Origin of the sequence: Flavobacterium crassostreae, assembly GCF_001831475.1 — a bacterium.
GTDB lineage: Bacteria > Bacteroidota > Bacteroidia > Flavobacteriales > Flavobacteriaceae > Flavobacterium > Flavobacterium crassostreae.
Window position 1 is genome coordinate 643,420 of sequence record NZ_CP017688.1, and the last position, 20,710, is coordinate 664,129.

General features: G+C 37.9%; 20 protein-coding genes. 12 read left to right on the forward strand and 8 right to left on the reverse strand.

Translation table 11 applies throughout. The features are described 5' to 3' along the window. Window positions 1–81: 81 nt before the first annotated feature. The 5 genes from serS to LB076_RS02880 form a co-directional block, all read right to left on the reverse strand. Window positions 82–1,353 (reverse strand): serine--tRNA ligase, encoded by a 1,272-nt coding sequence (gene serS / locus LB076_RS02865; RefSeq protein ID WP_066334954.1) that lies wholly within the window; start codon window positions 1,351–1,353, stop codon window positions 82–84. 158 nt (window positions 1,354–1,511) lie between these two features. After that, entirely contained in the window at window positions 1,512–2,051 is a 540-nt protein-coding gene (locus LB076_RS02870; protein WP_066334962.1) for a DMP19 family protein, read from the reverse strand. A 103-nt stretch (window positions 2,052–2,154) separates the two neighbouring features. After that, a complete protein-coding gene (locus LB076_RS13950) occupies window positions 2,155–2,325 on the reverse strand; it encodes a hypothetical protein (protein WP_176699280.1) in 171 nt (56 codons plus the stop codon). 65 nt (window positions 2,326–2,390) lie between these two features. Beyond that, entirely contained in the window at window positions 2,391–2,750 is a 360-nt protein-coding gene (locus tag LB076_RS02875; protein ID WP_066334963.1) for a hypothetical protein, read from the reverse strand. A gap of 50 nt (window positions 2,751–2,800) precedes the next feature. Beyond that, the gene (locus tag LB076_RS02880) at window positions 2,801–3,118 is read right to left on the reverse strand and encodes a hypothetical protein (protein WP_141672833.1); all 318 of its coding nucleotides are present in this window, start codon (window positions 3,116–3,118) and stop codon (window positions 2,801–2,803) included. Between the two features lie 280 nt (window positions 3,119–3,398). Here LB076_RS02880 and metG point away from each other — a divergent pair, with 280 nt between their 5' ends. From metG to LB076_RS02900, 4 genes are all read left to right on the forward strand, one after another. Next, window positions 3,399–5,459 carry a methionine--tRNA ligase gene (metG, locus tag LB076_RS02885; RefSeq protein ID WP_066334967.1) on the forward strand — a complete coding sequence of 687 codons (2,061 nt, stop codon included), beginning with the start codon at window positions 3,399–3,401 and terminating at the stop codon, window positions 5,457–5,459. A 19-nt stretch (window positions 5,460–5,478) separates the two neighbouring features. Then, entirely contained in the window at window positions 5,479–6,360 is an 882-nt protein-coding gene (locus LB076_RS02890) for a DMT family transporter (RefSeq protein ID WP_066334970.1), read from the forward strand. A 38-nt stretch (window positions 6,361–6,398) separates the two neighbouring features. Beyond that, window positions 6,399–7,088 carry an HAD family hydrolase gene (locus LB076_RS02895; protein ID WP_066334972.1) on the forward strand — a complete coding sequence of 230 codons (690 nt, stop codon included), beginning with the start codon at window positions 6,399–6,401 and terminating at the stop codon, window positions 7,086–7,088. Between the two features lie 245 nt (window positions 7,089–7,333). After that, a complete protein-coding gene (locus tag LB076_RS02900; protein WP_066334974.1) occupies window positions 7,334–8,602 on the forward strand; it encodes an OmpA family protein in 1,269 nt (422 codons plus the stop codon). A gap of 108 nt (window positions 8,603–8,710) precedes the next feature. On the opposite strand, the gene LB076_RS02905 is transcribed toward LB076_RS02900, so the two are convergent. Continuing rightward, window positions 8,711–9,043: a single-stranded DNA-binding protein gene (locus LB076_RS02905; RefSeq protein WP_066334976.1), complete on the reverse strand. Its 333-nt coding sequence runs from the start codon at window positions 9,041–9,043 to the stop codon at window positions 8,711–8,713. Between the two features lie 214 nt (window positions 9,044–9,257). On the opposite strand from LB076_RS02905, the gene LB076_RS02910 reads away from it, so the two are divergent. Genes LB076_RS02910 through LB076_RS02925 form a run of 4 tightly spaced genes read left to right on the forward strand, consistent with a single transcriptional unit; the run spans window position 9,258 to window position 14,353 of the window. After that, window positions 9,258–10,781: a carbon-nitrogen hydrolase family protein gene (locus LB076_RS02910; protein WP_066335142.1), complete on the forward strand. Its 1,524-nt coding sequence runs from the start codon at window positions 9,258–9,260 to the stop codon at window positions 10,779–10,781. Window position 10,782: 1 nt separating this feature from the next. After that, complete coding sequence (locus LB076_RS02915; RefSeq protein ID WP_066334977.1) at window positions 10,783–11,130, forward strand: hypothetical protein; 348 nt, start codon at window positions 10,783–10,785, stop codon at window positions 11,128–11,130. A 26-nt stretch (window positions 11,131–11,156) separates the two neighbouring features. Further along, on the forward strand, window positions 11,157–13,526 hold the full coding sequence (locus tag LB076_RS02920) for a M20/M25/M40 family metallo-hydrolase (protein WP_066334979.1): 2,370 nt from the start codon (window positions 11,157–11,159) through the stop codon (window positions 13,524–13,526). A gap of 23 nt (window positions 13,527–13,549) precedes the next feature. Beyond that, complete coding sequence (locus LB076_RS02925; protein WP_066334982.1) at window positions 13,550–14,353, forward strand: Rossmann-fold NAD(P)-binding domain-containing protein; 804 nt, start codon at window positions 13,550–13,552, stop codon at window positions 14,351–14,353. 158 nt (window positions 14,354–14,511) lie between these two features. Here the strand turns inward: LB076_RS02925 and LB076_RS02930 are convergent, their stop codons facing one another. Continuing rightward, complete coding sequence (locus LB076_RS02930) at window positions 14,512–16,575, reverse strand: M13 family metallopeptidase (protein WP_066334985.1); 2,064 nt, start codon at window positions 16,573–16,575, stop codon at window positions 14,512–14,514. A gap of 137 nt (window positions 16,576–16,712) precedes the next feature. On the opposite strand from LB076_RS02930, the gene LB076_RS02935 reads away from it, so the two are divergent. The 4 genes from LB076_RS02935 to LB076_RS13750 all read left to right on the forward strand — a co-directional run bounded on the left by LB076_RS02935 (window position 16,713) and on the right by LB076_RS13750 (window position 20,025). Next, window positions 16,713–17,378, forward strand: coding sequence for an SCO family protein (locus LB076_RS02935; RefSeq protein WP_066335144.1), 666 nt, complete (start codon window positions 16,713–16,715; stop codon window positions 17,376–17,378). 170 nt (window positions 17,379–17,548) lie between these two features. Beyond that, window positions 17,549–17,788: a FeoA family protein gene (locus tag LB076_RS02940; protein ID WP_066334986.1), complete on the forward strand. Its 240-nt coding sequence runs from the start codon at window positions 17,549–17,551 to the stop codon at window positions 17,786–17,788. Window position 17,789: 1 nt separating this feature from the next. Next, entirely contained in the window at window positions 17,790–19,889 is a 2,100-nt protein-coding gene (feoB, locus tag LB076_RS02945) for a ferrous iron transport protein B (RefSeq protein WP_066334990.1), read from the forward strand. A gap of 10 nt (window positions 19,890–19,899) precedes the next feature. After that, complete coding sequence (locus LB076_RS13750) at window positions 19,900–20,025, forward strand: FeoB-associated Cys-rich membrane protein (protein WP_099092419.1); 126 nt, start codon at window positions 19,900–19,902, stop codon at window positions 20,023–20,025. Window positions 20,026–20,033: 8 nt separating this feature from the next. Here LB076_RS13750 and LB076_RS02950 read toward each other — a convergent pair whose 3' ends face one another. Continuing rightward, window positions 20,034–20,687: a metal-dependent transcriptional regulator gene (locus LB076_RS02950; protein WP_066334991.1), complete on the reverse strand. Its 654-nt coding sequence runs from the start codon at window positions 20,685–20,687 to the stop codon at window positions 20,034–20,036. Between the last annotated feature and the right edge of the window lie 23 nt (window positions 20,688–20,710).

Consider the following 20,710-nt stretch of genomic DNA (forward strand, 5'->3'; position numbering starts at 1 on the left):
AAAATTAATCGCAAGTACTCCAAATTATTTTTTATACAAAAATAGGCTATTGGTGTACTTGCGAGCAATAAAAGCCTTTAATTAATCAATAGTATCAAAACCACAGTACGGACGTAAAACCTCTGGTATTACAATTCCTTCTGGGGTTTGGTAGTTTTCTAGGATTCCGGCCAGAACTCTTGGCAAGGCCAGTGCGCTTCCGTTTAGGGTATGTGCCAATTGGTTTTTACCATCGGCATCTTTAAAGCGCAATTTTAATCTATTGGACTGAAAGGTTTCAAAATTAGATACCGATGAAATTTCTAACCAACGGTCTTGTGCTGTTGAAAACACTTCAAAATCATAGGTTAAGGAAGAAGTGAATCCCATGTCTCCTCCACAAAGGCGTAAGATTCTATAGGGCAATTTCAATTCGTTAAGAATGTCTTTTATGTGTTCTACCATTGCGTCTAAGGCTTTGTAAGAATTATCTGGATGCTCCACACGTACAATTTCTACTTTATCAAATTGGTGCAAACGATTTAATCCACGAACGTGTGCGCCATAAGAACCTGCCTCTCTACGAAAGCATGGGGTGTAGGCGGTAGTCAAAACTGGCAATTCGCTTTCGTTCAAGATCACGTCTCTAAACAAGTTGGTTACCGGAACCTCAGCCGTAGGGATTAAATACAGATCGTCTGTAGCATCGTGGTACATCTGCCCTTCTTTGTCTGGCAATTGTCCCGTTCCGTATGCGGATGCTTCGTTTACAAAATGTGGCACTTGTACTTCGAGGTAGCCAGCAGCGGTGTTTTTGTCTAAAAAATAATTGATCAATGCACGCTGCAACCGTGCTCCTTTACCTTTGTAGACCGGAAATCCTGCACCAGTAATTTTTACGCCTAATTCAAAATCAATGATGTCGTATTTTTTAACCAACTCCCAATGTGGCTGTGCTCCTTCGTGCAAAACCGGGATTTCGCCTGTTTCAAAAACAGTTAGATTCTCTTCGGGGGTTTTACCCTCAGGAACTATATCTGCCGGAAGATTGGGTAGGGTGTACAGTTTTTCGGTTAGTTCTTGGGCTAAACTCTCGGCAGTTTCTGCCAAGGTTTTGCTTTTTTCTTTTAAGGATACGGTTTTTTCTTTTAGGATGGCTGCTTTGGCTTTTTCGCCGGCCTTCATCAATGCTCCAATATCTTTGGATAATTTATTAGATTCTGACAAAACTCCGTCTAAGGCTACTTGGGCTGCACGGCGTTTTTCGTCTAGTTGGACCACTTCTTCCACTACGTTTTTGGCATCTATATTTCTTTTGGCCAACGCTTGGATTACTTTTTCTTGATTCTCTCTAATAAATGCGATTTGTAACATAGCTTGAGTTTTAGTACGCTTCTTTTTTTTATAATAATGGAAGCAAATTTAAGGAAATGTTTGGTATTAATAGAACAAAGTTTGGAGTAAAACGCAAAACACAACAGTAGTGAAGGACAAAGCAAGCAAAAAAATTGGCTTGGCGTTGGGGACTTGGCTTATGCTCTTTGGATCTGGTGCCCTAGAAATTCTTCAAGAGCTGCAAACATAGCCTCTACAGAAAGAATTTGGGTATCTGGATGGGATTGTAAAAATGCCGCATTTAGGGCCACCAAATTTTCTTCTATTTCAAAAAAGTGGTCGTGGTTCATTAGGTCTCTAATTGGGTTGACCCCTTCTAGTTTTCCTTTAAAAAATTTATCGCGTTTTACGGTGCTCATTAGTTGGACTTTTTTGCACTGTTGCTGGAATAGGGCCAAATGTTGTGGGGCGCCTACTAATTCTAGTGCTTCTGCAATTAATTCGTTCAGTTCTAGGTTCCAGGCTGAATTGTACACAAATTGCGCAAAGTTTCCTTGGGTATATTGGGAGGTATAATAATCTAAATAGTAACTCATCAAGGCGTCTGGATGAATGAAATCTTCTTCTATTTTTTCTTCGCGCATGAGGTTAACCACTGAAATATTAGAGTTCACGATATCTTGTGGGCTTGCACTAGCGGCGGCGGTTTCTGAAATAATGATTTTACCGAATTCCATTTGGATTTTTTTTAGGGTGTGGATGGCAAATTTCGGGTAAAATAGTGAGCTATGGAAATGTTTTTTGGAACCTGTTCCAGAACAGTCTCTTTGACTGGTTTATTTAGTTGGCATGGGATGGATTTGTATTCTTTTTCTGGTTTATTTGAGTAACTAAGGCTTTTAAACGTAGTGCTTTTTGTTTTTTATCTTCTTGTAGTTTGGTTTTTTTTCTGTTTAATAACTTGGTGTGGAGTGCTTTGTTTTTGGTGTTTTTTTCGGGTCCTTTTGGCATTTTTTGGTAAGGTTAGGCTGGTTCTATAAATGTAAAGAAAGGGGTTGGTTTTTTTGTTTAAAAAATCACGACAAAGGTCTGGTTTTTTTGTTTTCAAAAACTAAAAAAAGCATTCCTCCTATAAAATACAGCAGTACGTCTACCCAATCTGCGGTGTATCTTGGGTTTATTTGGGGCAAATAATATTCAAAATAAAAACTATAATAGGTGGCCAAAAGCAGTACAAATCCTGTTGGGAGTTGAAAGTAGGGGTCTTTTTTTAAATGTCTAATTATATAGGTTATGGCACCAAGCACTAACGGGATACATAGCAAATCATTCCAGTAATTAGCAATTAAACCAGGCAATGGAATGCCTAACTTCTGTAGGATATAAACTACGGAAGCCAGAAGAAACAGCAGGCAGTACAGGATTGGGTTAGACATATAGGATACTTTTGGAATGCCGAATTAAAACGGTTTTATGGCAAATTATGTTATCCGGCGGCGGCGGCAATGACCAAGGAAATGAGTCCTCCGATAAGTAGCGCAAAGAAAATCCAGATGTAGTACATGCCTTGAAAGAGGATTCGGAGTATTATATTGGGGTGTTGTGCGCCGTTTTTTAAAAACAATTCTATTTTTCCGGGTTTTTTGTCTGTTTTTTGTTTTTGTTTTATTTTTTGCTTGGTTTTGTGTTCTCTCTCTAGTTTGCGTTTTAAAACAACATCTAATATGGCGCCACAGGCACTACAGTTTTCTTGGTTTAAATTGACGGTACCGCACTCTAGACAGCGGATATAATTTTTATTCATGGGTGTGGATTTTGATTTTTGACCTTGCTTTGGGTATGGAAAAAACACTTTGTCCTGTTGGGTTTTGTTGGGTTTTTAAAGGATGGTTTATTTACTTTCAAAGTTAGTGAATTTTAATTCCTTTTGGGCAGGATTGGGTTAAATTGGTGGTGCTCTAGCCCCGATAGGAGTGAAAATCCTTTTGTTTTTTTCTTTAAAAAACAAAAGATTGTAACGTATAGCGGGAAATAGCTCCAAATAAAATTCTATTGCTTATTTTTGCAGCCAATAAAATTGAATCATGATACAAAATCCAAAAAGATATACCATTACAGCGGCTTTGCCGTATACCAACGGACCTATTCATATTGGGCATTTGGCGGGTGTTTATGTGCCTTCTGATATTTATTCGCGCTACTTGAGATTGCAGGGCAGAGATGTTTTGTTTGTTTGTGGGAGTGATGAGCATGGGGTGGCTATTTCGATGAAAGCCAAAAAAGAAGGCAGCACGCCGCAGCAGATAATTGACAAATATGATGGTATTATTCGTAAATCTTTTGTGGATTTTGGAATTTCGTTTGACAATTATTCTAGAACTTCGGCGCAAATACACCACGATACGGCTTCGGAATTCTTTAGAAAGCTTTATGAAAAAGGCGATTTTATTGAAGAAGTAACCGAGCAGTTGTATGATGCTAAAGCGGATCAGTTTTTGGCAGACCGTTTTGTAACCGGAACCTGCCCTAAGTGTGGCAATGAGGAGGCGTATGGGGACCAATGCGAAAAGTGTGGTTCGACACTAAACGCCACGGATTTAATACATCCAAAATCTACCATTACGGGCGAAACTCCGGTATTAAAGGCTACCAAACACTGGTTTTTGCCTTTGGATCGGTACGAAGATTTTTTGAAAGAATGGATTTTGACCGGGCATAAAAATGACTGGAAACCCAATGTTTACGGACAGGTAAAGTCTTGGATTGATGGCGGATTGGAGCCTCGTGCAGTAACTCGTGACTTGGATTGGGGTATTGATGTGCCTGTGGCTGGTGCCGAAGGTAAAAAATTATATGTGTGGTTTGATGCGCCTATTGGATACATTTCGGCTACTAAAGAATGGGCCTTGCGTGAAGGTAAAGAATGGGAACCTTATTGGAAGGATCAAGATACAAAACTGGTACACTTTATTGGAAAAGACAATATTGTTTTTCACTGTATTATTTTTCCGGCAATGTTGAAGGCCGAAGGAAGCTTTATTTTGCCAGATAACGTACCTGCTAATGAGTTTTTGAATTTAGAAGGAAATAAATTATCTACTTCTAAAAATTGGGCGGTGTGGCTGCACGAATATTTGGAAGAATTTCCGAACCAACAGGATGTTTTGCGTTATGCATTGACCTCTAACGCTCCTGAAACTAAAGATAATGATTTTACCTGGAAGGATTTTCAGGCCCGAAACAATAATGAATTAGTAGCTATTTATGGAAACTTTATTAACCGCGTGGTGGTTTTGACCAATAAATACTATAACGGAATTGTGCCTGCACCGAGTGAATTATCGGAAGTCGATACGGCTACTCTGACGGAATTGAAAGCTTATCCTGCGGTGATTTCGAGCTCTATTGAACGGTACCGTTTTAGAGAAGCTCTAGGCGAGATGATGCATGTTGCCCGACTCGGAAACAAGTATTTAGCCGATGAAGAACCTTGGAAAGTGATTAAAGACAATCCAGAACGGGTACAAACCCAAATGTATGTGGCATTACAAATTGCTGCTGCATTGCGTGCTCTTTGTGAGCCGTTTTTGCCTTTTACGGCAACGAAACTGTCCCGAATATTAAAAATAGAAAAACCTCTCTTGTGGAGCACCATTACCGAAAGTTCTGATTTATTGCCTGCGGGTCACCAAATCGGAGCAGCCGAATTGCTGTTTACCAAAATTGAAGACGACGAAATACAAAAACAAATGGATAAATTAGAGGCTACCAAAACGGCCAATACTGCCGAAAACAAAAAAGCCGAACCTCAGAAAGAAACCATTACGTTTGAAGATTTTTCTAAAATGGATTTGCGCGTTGGAACTATAGTAGAGGCTGAAAAAATGCCTAAAGCAACTAAATTGCTGGTTCTAAAAGTAGATACCGGAATAGATGTGCGCACCATAGTTTCGGGGATTGCAGAGAGTTTTAAACCCGAAGACCTTATAGGCAAACGAGTAACGGTTTTGGTAAACTTAGCTCCAAGAGCCTTGCGCGGTGTGGATAGTCAAGGAATGATCCTGATGGCTACGAACCCCGAAGGAAAACTGGTTTTTGTAAACCCAGATACCGATGGAGTGGCTAATGGCGAAACGATAAATTAACAAAAAACTGCCATCCAAGATGACCAACGCAAAACCAAGAGTAGCACTAGTGGTTGGAATACTCTGTATTTCTGTATTTCCGGTTTTGATAAAACTGGAACTTGCCTCTGGATTGATTTCGGCATTTTATAGGATGGCAATTGCTTTTTTGTTGCTATTGCCTTACATGCTTTTTACCAAAAAATTTAAGTTACCTAAAAAAGAAACTCTTATTTTGGCGGTAATTTGTGGCATCTTGTTTTCTACGGATGTGGCTCTATGGAATATAGCCATACAAGAGTCTAGTGCAACTCAAGCTACTTTATTAACTAATTTATCTCCGTTGTGGGTTGGGATTTTTTCGTATGTTTTTTTAAAAATAAAACCTGCCACCAATTTCTGGATAGGCACTTTGGTGGCTTTCTTTGGCATGGCAATGCTGGTGGGGTTTCATTTTTTTATTACTTTAAATTTTGACAGAGCCTTTGTTTTGGCTCTGTTGTCCGGGATAGTGTATGCCATGTATATGTTAGTGAGTAAAAAAGCCCTTTCGGATATGGATGTACTCTCCTTTATGCTTATTAGTTTGTTTACCTCTACGGTATATTTAGCACTAGTAGGATATTGGAACCAAGAGTCTTTTTATGGTTTTACCAATAAGGGCTGGCTCGTGTTGTTTATTCAGGGAGCCGTATGCCAATTAGCAGCTTGGCTATCCATTAGTTATGCCACGCAACACATGCGTCCTACTAGAATATCTTTAAGTTTGTTGGCCCAAGCCATACTTACGGCTATTTTGGCATGGTTGTTTCTGGATGAAAAAATCACTCTTAACAGAATAGTCGGCGGGATTGTTTTGCTGCTGGGTATTCGCATTACTTTTTATACCAAAACACTTGGAGCAAAAAAACAAGACCACTAAACCTTAATTTGGAGTTTGGCTACTTAAAACAAATACACATGACTGATTTTAAAGTTATTGCCTTTGATGCGGATGACACTTTATTTGTAAACGAAACCTATTTTGCGGAAGCAGAAGAAAAATTTTGCGGCTTAATGTCCGATTACTTATCCAAACAAAGCATCTCGCAAGAACTCTATAGAGTACAGATCAACAACCTATCTACCTACGGCTACGGCATTAAGGGATATATTTTGTCTATGATTGAAGTGGCTCTAGCTATCTCTGAAAACACCCTTGGAGTTGCCGCAATAGAAAAAATCATACAATACGGTAAAGAACTAACCCAAAAACCCATTGAATTATTAGACGGTGTTGCAGAAACGTTAGAGGCACTACACGGAAGGTATAAATTAGTCGTTGCCACCAAAGGGGATTTGTTGGACCAAAGAAGAAAAGTACACAATTCTGGATTAGGCAAGTACTTTCATCACATAGAGGTGATGTCGGACAAACAAGAAATTGATTACGCAGACTTGATCCAACGCTTAGAGGTAAAACCGGAAGAATTCTTGATGGTAGGAAACTCTTTAAAATCGGATGTTTTGCCTGTTTTAGCATTAGGAGGCCATGCGGTTCATGTTCCATTTCACACCACTTGGGAACACGAAAAAATACACCATCAAATAGTGCACCCTAATTTTTACAACTATTCTAATATTCAAGAAGTGTTAAAATTAGTCCCCTAAAAACCCGTTTGTAGGTCTGTTTTATTTATTAAAAAAATGCAAACCAACCCAATTGCCCCACCAATAAAACATCAAAATAGTTAAAAAATATATATTTTAATACTATAAACACCCTAAAATAATAAATACCCCTAAAAAAAAGGTATTTTATAACATTATGCCTAATTATTATATAATTGCCATATTAGAATTTCTTATTAAACAATATGTCGTATTTTTGCTTAAAATTTTAAACCAGAAAAAAAATGAAAAAATTAATACTGACGTTTGTTTTTGCTTCGGCATTTTCAACACTTAGTGCACAAACAAAAACTGAAGAAAAAACAGTAAAAAACACAAACGAAACCTACAACAAATGGTCTGTAGAATTGGCCGGTGGGGTTAACAAACCACAAAGACCTTTAACTTCAGGTTACTTTACTGCAACTCCAAGTCCTTTTGTAGTTGATTTGGGAGCAAGATACATGTTCAACAACAAATTTGGTTTGAAAGCAGATCTTGGTTACAACAGTTTTGAAGGTAAAGATAACTCTGCATCATTTGACACTAAATACTACAGAGTAGACTTACAAGCAGTTGCTAACTTGGGTAGAATCATGAACTTTGAAACTTGGACTAATAGAATTGGTTTATTAGGACATGCGGGTTTTGGTTTAGCACAATTAGAAGACGAAAATTCTGCATTAAAAGACAGAATGGGTAACTTCATGGCCGGTGTTACTGGACAAATCAGATTAACAAATAGAATTGCTCTAACCGGTGATTTTACAACTATTCTTAATGCTTCACAAAACGCAAATTTTGATGCAGCAACTACAGGTGCTTCAAGAGGTTTTCAAGGAATCCTTTTTAATGGTACTGTTGGGGTAAGTGTTTATTTAGGTAAAAATGCTAAACATGCGGACTGGGTTACTTTAGTGGATCAAAACACTATAGCATTAACAGATAGAGTAAACGCTCTAGAAACTATGTTAATTGACACAGATCAAGATGGTGTTGCTGATTATTTAGACTTAGAGCCTAACACGGTTTCTGGCGTAATGGTAGATTCTAAAGGTAAAGCTATTGACTTAAACAACAATAACGTACCAGACGAATTAGAAGGTTATTTATTAAAAACATACGGTAGTGCTACAGATAAAAGCCCATTATTGAATAACAACGAGTTAATCACTAATTTTATCAACGGTGGTTATGTTGCAACTTACTTTGATTTTGACAAATCTACACCAACAAATGTTTCTACAGAAGGGATTGACTTTATGTTAACATACTTAAGAAACAACCCAACTGCTTCAGTAGAAATCATTGGACATGCAGACGAAATTGGAAGAAGCGCTTACAACGACAAATTATCTACTGCTAGAGCAGAGCAAGTGAAAAGCATTTTATTAAAAGCGAATGTAGAAGCTTCAAGATTGAACGTAGTTGCTGCAGGAGAAGATACTTCAGTAGAAAAAGATTCTGAATTAGCTAGAAAATTAGTAAGAAGAGCTACTTTTAGAGTAAAATAATTTTTTCTTAAAATAGCAAAAAGCCCTAGAGGAAATTTCTTCTAGGGCTTTTTTTATGCCTTTTGTTTTCATTACCTTCTAGGCATTTCTTAAAAATTCTAGATAGGATTATTTTCCTAATAACAATACTTGAGTAACCAAAACTTCGGTAGCGTAACGTTTTTCGCCACTTTTGTCTTTGTAGGTTCTATGGGTTAATTTGCCCTCTATTGCAATCTCTTTGCCTTTGGAGGTATAGTCTTCTATAATTTCTGCTTTTTTGCCCCAAGCAACCAGACGATGCCACTGGGTTTCTATAACCTTTTCGCCTTTTTCGTTTTTGTACACCTCATTAGTTGCCAGGGTAAAATTGGCTAATTTCTTGCCTCCATCAAAATTTTTAATTTCTGCATCGTTACCCAAATGACCTATTAGTTGCACTTTGTTTCTTAATCCATTCATGTTTTTTGTAGTTTGTATTTTTAACCCAAACTCGTTTCGGGTTCTTTATTTTTTGTTACACCAACTAGTGTGGTGGTGGTTTTGACTCTGCAAAGATGAAACAGCATCCTAAAATTACTCGGTTTACAAGCAATTACTTTCGGTTGTAAATAATTGTAAGCGTTTGTAAATGGCAATCTATTTTAGTACATTAGCTAAAAATACACCTTCTTTCATGCCTGCAAGTATTAAATCTATCGAATTACGTAATCTCAAAATTGAGGATTACAAAGAGCTCAAAAAATCCATGATTGAATCGTACCCAGAAATGGCCGAATCTTTCTGGAAAGAAAATCAAATTGAACTTTTGTTAGAGAAATTTCCGGAAGGGCAATTAGTTATTGTCGTAGATGGCATTGTGGTTGGATCTGCCTTATCGTTGTTGGTTACCGAAGATTTTGCTTTTAAAACCCGAAGCTACAAAGCCGTGACCGGAAACTTTAGCTTTTCTACGCACAACCCAGATGGCGAAGTTTTGTATGGCATTGATGTTTTTATCAACCCGCAATATCGTGGACTCCGTTTGGGCAGACGTTTATACGATATCCGTAAAGAACTGTGCGAACAATTGAACTTAAAATCCATTATTTTTGCAGGAAGAATCCCTAATTACGGAAAATTTAAAAATGAAATCACGCCCAAGGTATATATCGAGAAAGTAAAGAAAAAAGAGGTTTACGATCCTGTTTTATCTTTTCAGTTGAGCAATGATTTTCATGAAATAAGAGTGTTAAAAAACTACCTAGAAGGCGATACAGAGTCTCTAGAGTATGCCGTATTATTGGAGTGGAATAATATATATTATGACGATAGTCCCAAACTAATAAACACCAAAAAAAGCGTCGTTAGGTTGGGTTTAATACAATGGCAAATGCGCTCTTTAGCAAATCTAAAAGCACTTTTTGACCAAGCAGAATTTTTTATCGATACGGTTTCTGGCTATAGTAGTGATTTTGCCTTGTTTCCGGAATTTTTTACAGCTCCTTTGATGGCAGACTTCAATCATTTATCTGAACCAGAAGCAATTAGAGAACTAGCCAAACATACTGAAGCCGTAAAATTAAAATTTCAAGAATTTGCCATCTCTTACAATATCAACATTATTACTGGAAGCATGCCTTTTATTGAAAATGGTCATGTCTATAATGTGGGTTTTTTGTGCAAACGAGACGGTACCAACGAAATGTATCGTAAAATACATATTACACCCAACGAGGTTTTTCATTGGGGGATCACAGGCGGGAATGCCATTCAGACCTTTGATACAGACTGCGGAAAAGTAGGGATTGTCATTTGTTATGATGTAGAATTTCCGGAACTCTCCAGACTTATGGCTGATGAAGGGATGCATATTTTGTTTGTGCCCTTTTTGACAGACACCCAAAACGGCTATACCCGTGTCAAACATTGCGCCCAAGCCCGAGCCATTGAAAACGAATGCTATGTGGCCATTGCTGGCTGCGTGGGTAACTTGCCCAAGGTAAACAACATGGACATTCAATATGCACAAGCAGCGGTATTTACACCTTCGGATTTTGCATTTCCGAGCAACGGAATCAAGGCCGAAGCAACTCCCAATACCGAAATGACTTTAATTGTGGATGTAGATATCAATCTTTTGAAAGAATTGCATGAACATGGAAGTGTAAAAATAATGAAAGACCGAAGACACGATTTATATAGCTTGAAAAAAGTATAGTATGAAAAATTGTTTGGAATGTGGTGTTAAAATTGTGGGTAGAGAAGACAAAAAGTTTTGTAGCGATGGGTGTCGCAATGCCTACAACAACAAAATAAATAAAGACAGCACCAATTTCATGCGCAATGTTAACAACAAATTACGCAAAAATTACCGCATACTATCGGGTCTAAATACCGATGGAAAATCAAAAACAACCCGAGCTAAATTACTTAGCAAGGGTTTTGATTTTACGTTTTTTACCAATATTTTAAATACCAAAACAGGAAACACCTACTATTTTTTGTACGACCAAGGGTATTTACTGCTGGACAATGATTATATAATGCTTGTAAAAAAAGATATTTAACCGTACAAACCTAATTCCTACTTGCAATGAAAAAAAGCTTTATCTCATTATGGAGTACCCTATTTATTTTGATTGTACTAGCGGTAGCGCAGTATACCATGATGCCACGCTGGACATCCAATGACTTGAGTACTTTGTCTGAGTTTTCTACAGACAGAGCTTTTGCAAAAGCAACCGAAATTGCAAAAAAACCGCATTATGTCAGTTCCAAAAACCACCAAGAAGTAGCTCTTTATTTACAAGAAGAATTAACTAATTTAGGTCTAGAAACCAGCATTCAAGAAGGCTATACCCTAACCAACTGGGGTAATTTAGTCAAAGCAAAAAACATCATAGCCAAAATCAAAGGCACCTCCAACAACAAAGCCTTAGTACTACTATCCCACTATGATAGTGCACCACATTCGAGCTCTAAAGGCGCCAGCGACGCAGGCTCCGGAGTCGCAACTATTTTAGAAGCCATAAGAGCTTACAAATACCAAAAAAAAACACCCAAGAATGACATCCTAATTCTCTTTACGGATGCCGAAGAAATAGGCTTAAATGGTGCGGCATTATTTGTAACCAAACACCATTGGGCTAAAGAGGTAGGCTTAGTGCTTAACTTTGAAGCCAGAGGAACCTCAGGCCCAAGCTATATGCTAGTGGAGACCAACAACGGAAACACAGGCCTAATAAAAGAGTTTGCTAAGGCAAAAACTACTTTTCCGGTAACCAACTCTCTAATGTATAGTATTTACAAAATGCTACCCAATGACACCGATTTGACCGTTTTTAGAGAAAAAGCGAATATTCAAGGATTTAATTTTGCTTTTATTGACGGCCATTACAACTACCATACCGCACAAGATACTATTACAAACCTAGACAAAGCCAGCCTTGCGCACCAGGGAGCCTACTTAATGCCGCTATTGGATCATTTTTCTAAAGCAAACTTAAACGCTACACACTCCAATCAGGATAGCGTTTATTTCAGTATTCCGTATACCATAATTAATTATCCCTTTGGTTGGGTTATGCCAATGTTACTGCTATCGGTGTTTTTGTTTGTTGTTTTTGTTCTGGTAGGAATTGCCAAAAAAATACTTCTTTTGTCGGATATTATTAAAGGATTTATCCCCTTATTGGCAGCAATCTTCACCACGCTTTTGGCGGTTGTTTTAGGCTGGAAAATAGTATCCAAACTATATCCACAATACAAAGACATGCTTAATGGATTTACCTACAACGGGCAAGACTATATCGTTGCCTTTGTGATGCTGAGTGTAGCAATCTGTTTTGGATGTTACCAGCTATTCTCTAAGCCAAAATTAAGCTGCAATCACTACGTAGCGCCTTTATTTTTATGGCTCCTTATTAATGCTGGTTTGGCCGGATTTCTGCAGGGAGCTGGTTTTTTGATACTTCCGGTTATGAGCGGGCTATTGGCGTTTGGGATTTTTATAATTACGCAAAAAAACAGTCCCTTTTTAAACCTAATCCTTAGTATTCCGGCTTTAATCCTTATAGTACCTTTTATACAAACCCTACCAGTAGGTCTGGGGCTCAACCTTCTTTTTGGTAGTGGTTTGCTGACTGTTTTGACCTTTGTATTATTACTGCCTATTTTTGGTAAATTTGAACACAAAGGCATTTGGGCCTTGGTTTTTTTGTTTCTAAGTATTGGTTTTTTTGCCAAAGCGCACTACGGATCGGGCTATGAAGCCGGCAAAGCCAAATCCAACAGTTTGGTATATATTTTGAACACGGATACCGAAACCGCACTCTGGGCAACATACGATAAAAATCTAGACTATTGGACCCAAACCTATTTAGGCAAAAAACCACAAAAAGCAACAAGCAGCAACAAAAATCCATTGTTTAGCAAATACAACTCCGTTTTTACGTATGTAAATAGCGCACCAATAGCTACTATTTTGAAACCCACGGTAGCTTTTGTAAAAGATACTATTATAGCAAACCAGCGCCATATTAAAATTAAAATCACTCCAAATAGAGACGTGAATCGTTACGATATTTTTGCGAATCCAAAGATGATTTTTACGCATTTTAAAGCAAATGGCACCGCACCCTTAGATCAAAAAGGAAGCACCTTAAAACGGAACGGCAAGAGAGTACTTAGTTATTATGTACTAGATAATGAACCCCTAGAAATGGTATTTACTATTCCTAAAACCACCGTGTTTGATATGGAATTGGTAGAATCTTCGTTTGATTTAATGCAAAATCCTTCTTTCAATATGCGCAAAAGAGCTACTTGGATGATGCCTACCCCTTTTGTGTTGACGGATGCCGTAATAATCACCCAGCACTTAAAACCAAATGCCCGTACAAACCAGTTGCCCCAAAATAAAGATACAACAGACCTGGTGCTACCTACATCCGTTGCCAGATAATAACACTTCAAAAAAAATAAAAAATGACAACGATAAGTATTTTAGGTTGTGGCTGGTTAGGAGTTCCTTTGGCCGAAGCCTTGATTAAAGCTAATTTTAGGGTAAAGGGCAGCACTACTTCTGCCCAAAAGCAAGCTGTTTTGACCCAAAAAGGCATCGAGCCGTATGTGATTAGTCTACAGACTGATGGTGTTCTGGGAGAAATTACGGCGTTTTTAGACCAAAGTGCTTTACTGATTATTGCCATTCCACCCAAGTTACGTCGCAATAGTTCTGAAAATTTTGTTGCCAAAATACAACAGTTACTTCCTTATATAGAAAATTCTGGTGTTCAGAAAGTCCTTTTTATAAGCTCTACCTCTGTTTATAGCGACACTAACGAAATTATTACCGAAAAAAGCGCACACAACCCTTCCACCGAAGCAGGGAAACAGCTTCTAGTAATTGAAGGGATTTTGCAAAACAACCCCCATTTTAGCACCACCATTCTCCGTTTTGCAGGATTAGTAGGTGCCGACCGCAATCCAGTACACTTTTTGGCAGGCAAAGAAAACCTAGAGAATCCAGAGGCACCCATAAATTTAATCCATCAAGAAGATTGTATTGGTATTATTCTAAAAATTATAAGTACCAATACATGGAACCAAGTCTTTAATGCCGCTGCAGATTACCATCCGTCTAGGGCTGCATATTATACGCAAAAAGCTGTAGCATTGGATCTAGTTCCTCCTAGTTTTTCTAGAAAAAACCCTTCGGTAGGAAAAACTATAAATTCTGATACGTTAAAAAACACGCTAAACTATCTCTTTATTAAAAACGAACTTTAGCCCCAAAATATCTATCGCAACTATTTTGGATTTATATTTAAAAAAACTTCTGGATTAAACCTAAGTATTAAATAGTTATAACCTCTAGAACTAAAAAACCCAAGCTTTAGAATAAGTCTGTCTAAAGCTTGGGTTTTTTGGTGCTCAATCTAGTATAATTACCAGATTTTAACTCTGCTTTCGGGCGCTAAATACATCCCATCTCCTTTTTTAATAGAAAAGGCTTGGTAAAAAGCGTCCATATTTTGTGCAGGAACGTAGGCACGATATTTCCCTGGGGAGTGAGGGTCTGTTTTTACTTGGTTTTTTATAGCTTCGTCTCGAGACTTGGTTCTCCAAACCGTGGCCCATGAAATAAAGAAACGCTGCTCTGGAGTAAAGCCATCAATGAGTCCTGGATTTTTGTTTTCTTTTAAATACAATTGCAAACCATCATAGGCAGCATTCACTCCTCCTAGATCTCCAATGTTTTCTCCAAGGGTAAATTTGCCATCTACATGTACTCCTGGCAATGGTTCTAGGGCACTGTATTGGTTTGCAAGAGCGGTACCCAAGGCTGTAAACTGTTCCAAATCTTCGGCTGTCCACCAATCTACCAAATTACCATCGGCATTGTAACGCGCTCCAGAATCATCAAAACCATGAGAAATTTCATGCCCAATAACAGCTCCTATACCTCCATAATTGACTGCTTCGTCTGCTTGGTAATTATAAAAAGGAGGTTGCAATATGGCCGCCGGAAAAACAATTTCATTATAGGATGGATTATAATAGGCATTGACTGTTTGTGGAGACATGTACCATTCTGTTTTGTCTACTGGTTGGTCCAGTTTGGCTATATCCAAATTCGAATTCCATTGGTAAATATTTTGCATGTTTGTAAAATAACTCCCTCCTTCGGCAACACTTTTAATATTCAGTGCTGCATACTCTTTCCATTTATCTGGATAGCCTATTTTGATGGTGATTTTATTTAGTTTTTGGATTGCTTTGGTTTTGGTTTCTTCAGACATCCAACTCAAGTTCAGGATTCGCTCCTGATACGCACGCACAATGTTGGCAATCATTTTTTGGGCTTTTTCTTTTGCCGCAGCGGGAAACATTTGGGCAACATATAATTTTCCTAATGCCTCGCCAATGGTTCCATTTACGCTAGACAAGGCCTGTTCTTCGAGTGGTCTTTGCTGGATGGCGCCATTTAAGGTTTTGCCATAAAAATCAAAATTAGCAGCAGCTATGGTTGTAGATAATAAAGAGGCCGAATTGTTGATTAGGTTCCATTTTAAGTAGGCTTTCCAAGCGGCAACCTCTTTTTGTTTAAAAATAGTCTCTAGAGTTTGCATGTATTTCGGTTGTGCCACAATCACACTATCTAAATTAGCAAAACCAATGCCTTTAAAATAATTTTTCCAATCTACAGCAGGGGTTATTTTTTGTAATGCCGAAACAGTCATGGGGTTGTATTGCAACCTACCATCTCTACTCTCTACTCTATCCAAACGTGGCCTAGACAAAGCCACCTCAAAGGCCAAAACCTGACTGGCACTTTTTTTGGCCTTAGCGGGAGACTCTCCCAAAAACTGTAACATTCTAGCAATATGCTGTTGGTATTTTTGGCGCTTTGCTTTGGTGTCTTTGTCATCGGATAAATAATACTCTTTGTCCGGAAGCCCCAAACTACTTACAGTAACAAACAACGAATTTTTTGTACTGTTTTTATCATCGGCTCCTACATAGGTTCCAAAAAAACCAATTCCTCCAATGTGCTCCATCTCCATTAACAATTGGGTTAAATCCGTTAGGTTCTCAATGCGGTCAATTTGGTCCAAATACGGTTTTAATGGCGCAATACCCTGCTTGTTACGGGCTAGAGTGTCCAGAATACTAGTATACAGATTAATGGCTTTGCCTTGGTCTGTATTGGATTGGTACTTGGGGTTGGCGGCGGCAACTTTCAAAATATCCAAGGCATCCTTATCGGTCTTTTTTACCAATTCGTTAAAACTCCCCCAAGTGGTTCGATCCTTAGGAATTTCGGTTTGGTCCAACCAAGTACCATTAACAAATCTAAAAAAATCCTCTGCGGGTTGCACTTTATAATCAAAAGATGCCTTTGTAATACCCGATTCTGTTAGGGTTTCTTTGTTTTGCGACTGCATTTCGGACCAGCCAACAAGAGCCGGAAGCATCAAAATTAACGGCCGATAGAAGTACTTTTTCATGTATTTTATAATTTAAGGATACTCTACAAAGTTAGGAATTATAGTTGAAAAATAAATTGGCGTTGCGTTGGCTTTCCAAACAAATAAAAGCAGCACAAAAGATTGGTTTTTTGTATTTTTGTAAAAATTATATTTTTATGCAATCTGTTTTAAAAAAATATGCCCTTTTTTTGGGGATTTTTGCTGTTTTCTCCATCATTACGCTGTCTTTGTTTTACAATGCTCTAAAACCACAAAAAACACTCCCGATTTATAATCCTTCGGATGTAAATCCAGAATTGGTAGACAGTACCATCCAATACATCCGTAAATACCATACCATCGCAGATTTTTCGTTTACCAATCAAAACGGAAAAACCATTACCCAAAAAGACTACGAAGGCAAAATTTATGTCGCCGATTTCTTCTTTACCACTTGTGGATCTATTTGCCCCAAAATGACTGCCAATTTATTTGAGGTACAAAAAGCCATTGCCAACAACCCAAAAGTAATGTTGCTCTCTTATAGTGTTTTTCCAGAAACGGACAGTGTTCCTGTTTTGAAGGCTTACGCCAAAAAATACGGTGTACTAGACCATAAGTGGAACCTAGTAACGGGAGACAAAAAAGAAATCTATGCCCTTGCCCGAAAATCCTACCTTGCCGTAAAACTTGGCAAACCCGAAGCGTTGTATGACATGGTGCATACCGAAAATTTTGTTTTGGTGGATACCAAAAAAAGAGTGCGGGGTTTTTATGATGGAACCAAAAAAGAAGAAGTCCAACAATTGATCGAAGACATTGCTTTTTTGAGTAAGGAATAACAACTGCTAGCCTTATTTGGTGCTTTTGGATTCTCAAAATTGAAAAATAAAAATAAGACGTAGGTTATACGCATCCTAATTTGCCCTTAGGAGATACAAAAATGACAAATATCATTCGTATTTATTTTATAATCCGTATTTTTGCAATCTTAATTCAATCTAAATAAGACTTGCGTACCACGATAAATTCATTAAAAAAAGGAGAAAAAGCCATTATCAAAGATTTTGATATTGATATCATTCCGTTAAAGTTGCTCGAGATGGGTTGTTTGCCCGGAAATACCGTAGAACTGTTACAGATCGCTCCTTTTGGAGACCCTTTGTATTTAGATATCAATGGTTCGCACTTGGCAATTCGTGTAGAAACTGCCGCAGAAATTGAGGTTGAATTGATCCAAATCCAGCTTTAAAATGATTAATCAAAATATAAATGTTGCTCTAATAGGAAACCCCAATGTAGGTAAAACGTCTGTTTTTAACCAACTAACAGGCCTTAACCAGCAAGTGGGTAATTATCCTGGTATTACGGTCGAAAAAAAAATAGGGTTTTGTAAATTACCCAATAACGTAAAGGCAAATATATTAGATTTGCCCGGAACCTATAGTCTAAACGCCAGTTCTATAGATGAGAATGTAGTCATTGAGCTGCTCTTGAACAAAAACGACAAACTATATCCAGATGTAGCCCTTGTGGTAACGGATGTAGAAAATTTGAAACGTAATTTACTGCTTTTTACCCAAATAAAAGACTTAGAAATACCTACCATACTAGTCATTAACATGGCCGATAGAATGGAACACAAAGGCATTTCGCTGGATATTCCGTATCTTGAAGAGCAATTAAAAACCAAAATTGCTTTGGTGAGTTCCAGAAAAGGTTTTGGAATAGAAGCCTTAAAAAAACTAATCATAACCTACAAGACCATCTCGAGTGAGCCTTGTTTGAATGCGTCTGTAATTGATCCCGAATATTTTGATAGTTTGCGCAAAGCCTTTCCAAACCAATTGATCTATAAACTTTGGTTGGTTATTACCCAAGATGTCAATTTTTTGAATTTAGAACGCAAAGAAATCCATAGTTCTTTTACCAAATCCCATTCGGATTTAAAGCGTTTGCAACAAAAAGAAACCATCAAACGCTACCAATTTATAAACCAAACGCTACAAAAAGGTTTAAAAATAGACACCACTCTTGCCAAAGATTTTCGCTCTAAATTAGACCGCGTGCTGACTCATAAAGTGTGGGGTTATGCCATTTTCTTTGCCATTTTGTTTGTTATATTTCAGTCTATTTTTGAATGGTCGAAAATACCGATGGATTTTATAGACAGTAGTTTTGCCTCTTTGAGCACGCTAGCTAATGACCAATTGCCGGCAGGGGTTTTGACCAATTTGATCTCGCAGGGAATCATTCCTGGTATTGGTGGTATTTTAATTTTCATTCCGCAAATTGCCTTTTTATTTCTATTTATATCTATTCTGGAAGAAAGCGGCTACATGAGTCGGGTGGTTTTTTTGATGGACAAAATTATGCGAAAATTTGGTTTGTCTGGCAAAAGTGTGGTGCCGTTAATCTCGGGAACTGCTTGTGCAATTCCGGCTATTATGGCAACCCGAAACATTGAAAACTGGAAAGAAAGACTGATAACCATACTGGTAACGCCTTTTACCACTTGTTCGGCACGATTACCGGTTTATGCCATTATTATTGCACTTGTAATACCCGATACGCACGTTTTAGGAATTTTTAACCTACAAGGACTTACCTTGATGTTGTTGTATCTTTTGGGCTTTGGTATGGCGATATTATCCGCATATGTATTAAATAAAGTGATGCAAATAAAAGGCAAAACTTTTTTTGTGGTTGAAATGCCCAATTACAAACTCCCTATGTTCAAAAACGTGGCTATCAATGTGGTCGAAAAAACAAAAGCATTTGTATTTGGTGCCGGAAAAATCATATTGGCTATCTCTATTATATTATGGTTTTTGGCCTCGTATGGTCCGGGCAAAAATTTCAAGAATGCAGCGCAAATAATCCAAACGCAAACGCAAAACATGCAGCTGTCTGAGCAAGAACTAGACAACAAAATAGCTACCTACAGATTAGAGAATTCGTATATTGGAATTATGGGCAAAACTATTGAACCGGCTATTTCTCCGTTAGGATATGACTGGAAGATCGGTATTGCCATCATTAGCTCTTTTGCCGCTAGAGAGGTTTTTGTAGGCACTTTGGCAACAATTTATAGTGTCGGAAATACGGATAATGAAGATACTATCAAAAACAAAATGGCTGCCGAGGTGCATCCGGTAACAGGTGCTAAAATATTTAATTTTGCCTCTGGTGTGTCGTTATTATTGTTTTATGCCTTTGCACTGCAATGTGCTAGTACGCTGGCCATCACCAAAAAAGAAACCAACTCTTGGAAATGGCCCGTTGGACAATTGGTATTTATGAGTGGTTTTGCGTATGTGGTGGCGCTTATTGCTTTTCAGATATTAAAATAAAGAAAAAATCATGATACAAGAAATACTCGCTTTTGGTATTCTGGCAATGGCTGTTGGGTTTTTAATTAAAAAATATTTTTTTAAGAAAAAAAAATCCGACAAAAGCTGCGGAACCAACGATTGTGGTTGCCATTAGTATGGGGCTTACTTTATCTTGACAAATAAATTGCTGGCTATTTTGTTAGAGATCGTTAAATGCTTGCCATCTACTTGTACTTTTAGAGATAGGTCAAAGGTTTCTTTGGCTAGAATTTCAATCTTGGAGCCTAAGGCTATTTCTTGTTTGTCTAGGTATTTTAAAAATTCTGAAGAGGTGTCTTTTACGCCAACACACATGCCTTTTTGGTGTACTAAAAGATCCGAAAGGAGTTGTTTTTCTACTTTGAATATTTCGCCTTCGGCATTGGGTATGGGGTCGCCATGAGGATCTTCGGTGGGGTTTCCCAAAAAATCATCCAACTTATTGATGAGCTTCTCGGACTTGATGTGTTCTAATTGCTCTGCAATATCATGGACCTCATCCCAGCTAAAATCTAGTTTTTCTACCAAAAACACCTCCCATAGACGGTGTTTTCTTACAATCATCTTGGCCTCTAGTCTTCCTTGGTTGGTTAGCGATACGCCTTGGTATTTTTTGTAATTAATTAACTCTTTTTCGGCTAATTTTTTGAGCATGTCGGTTACCGAAGATGCTTTGGTATCCATCACTTCGGCTATGGCATTGGTGCTTACGGCGGCATTAGTTACTACGGTGAGGTGGTAAATTTGTTTGAGATAATTTTCTTCGGAAAAGGTCATGGTTTTTATTTTAGCCCCGATAG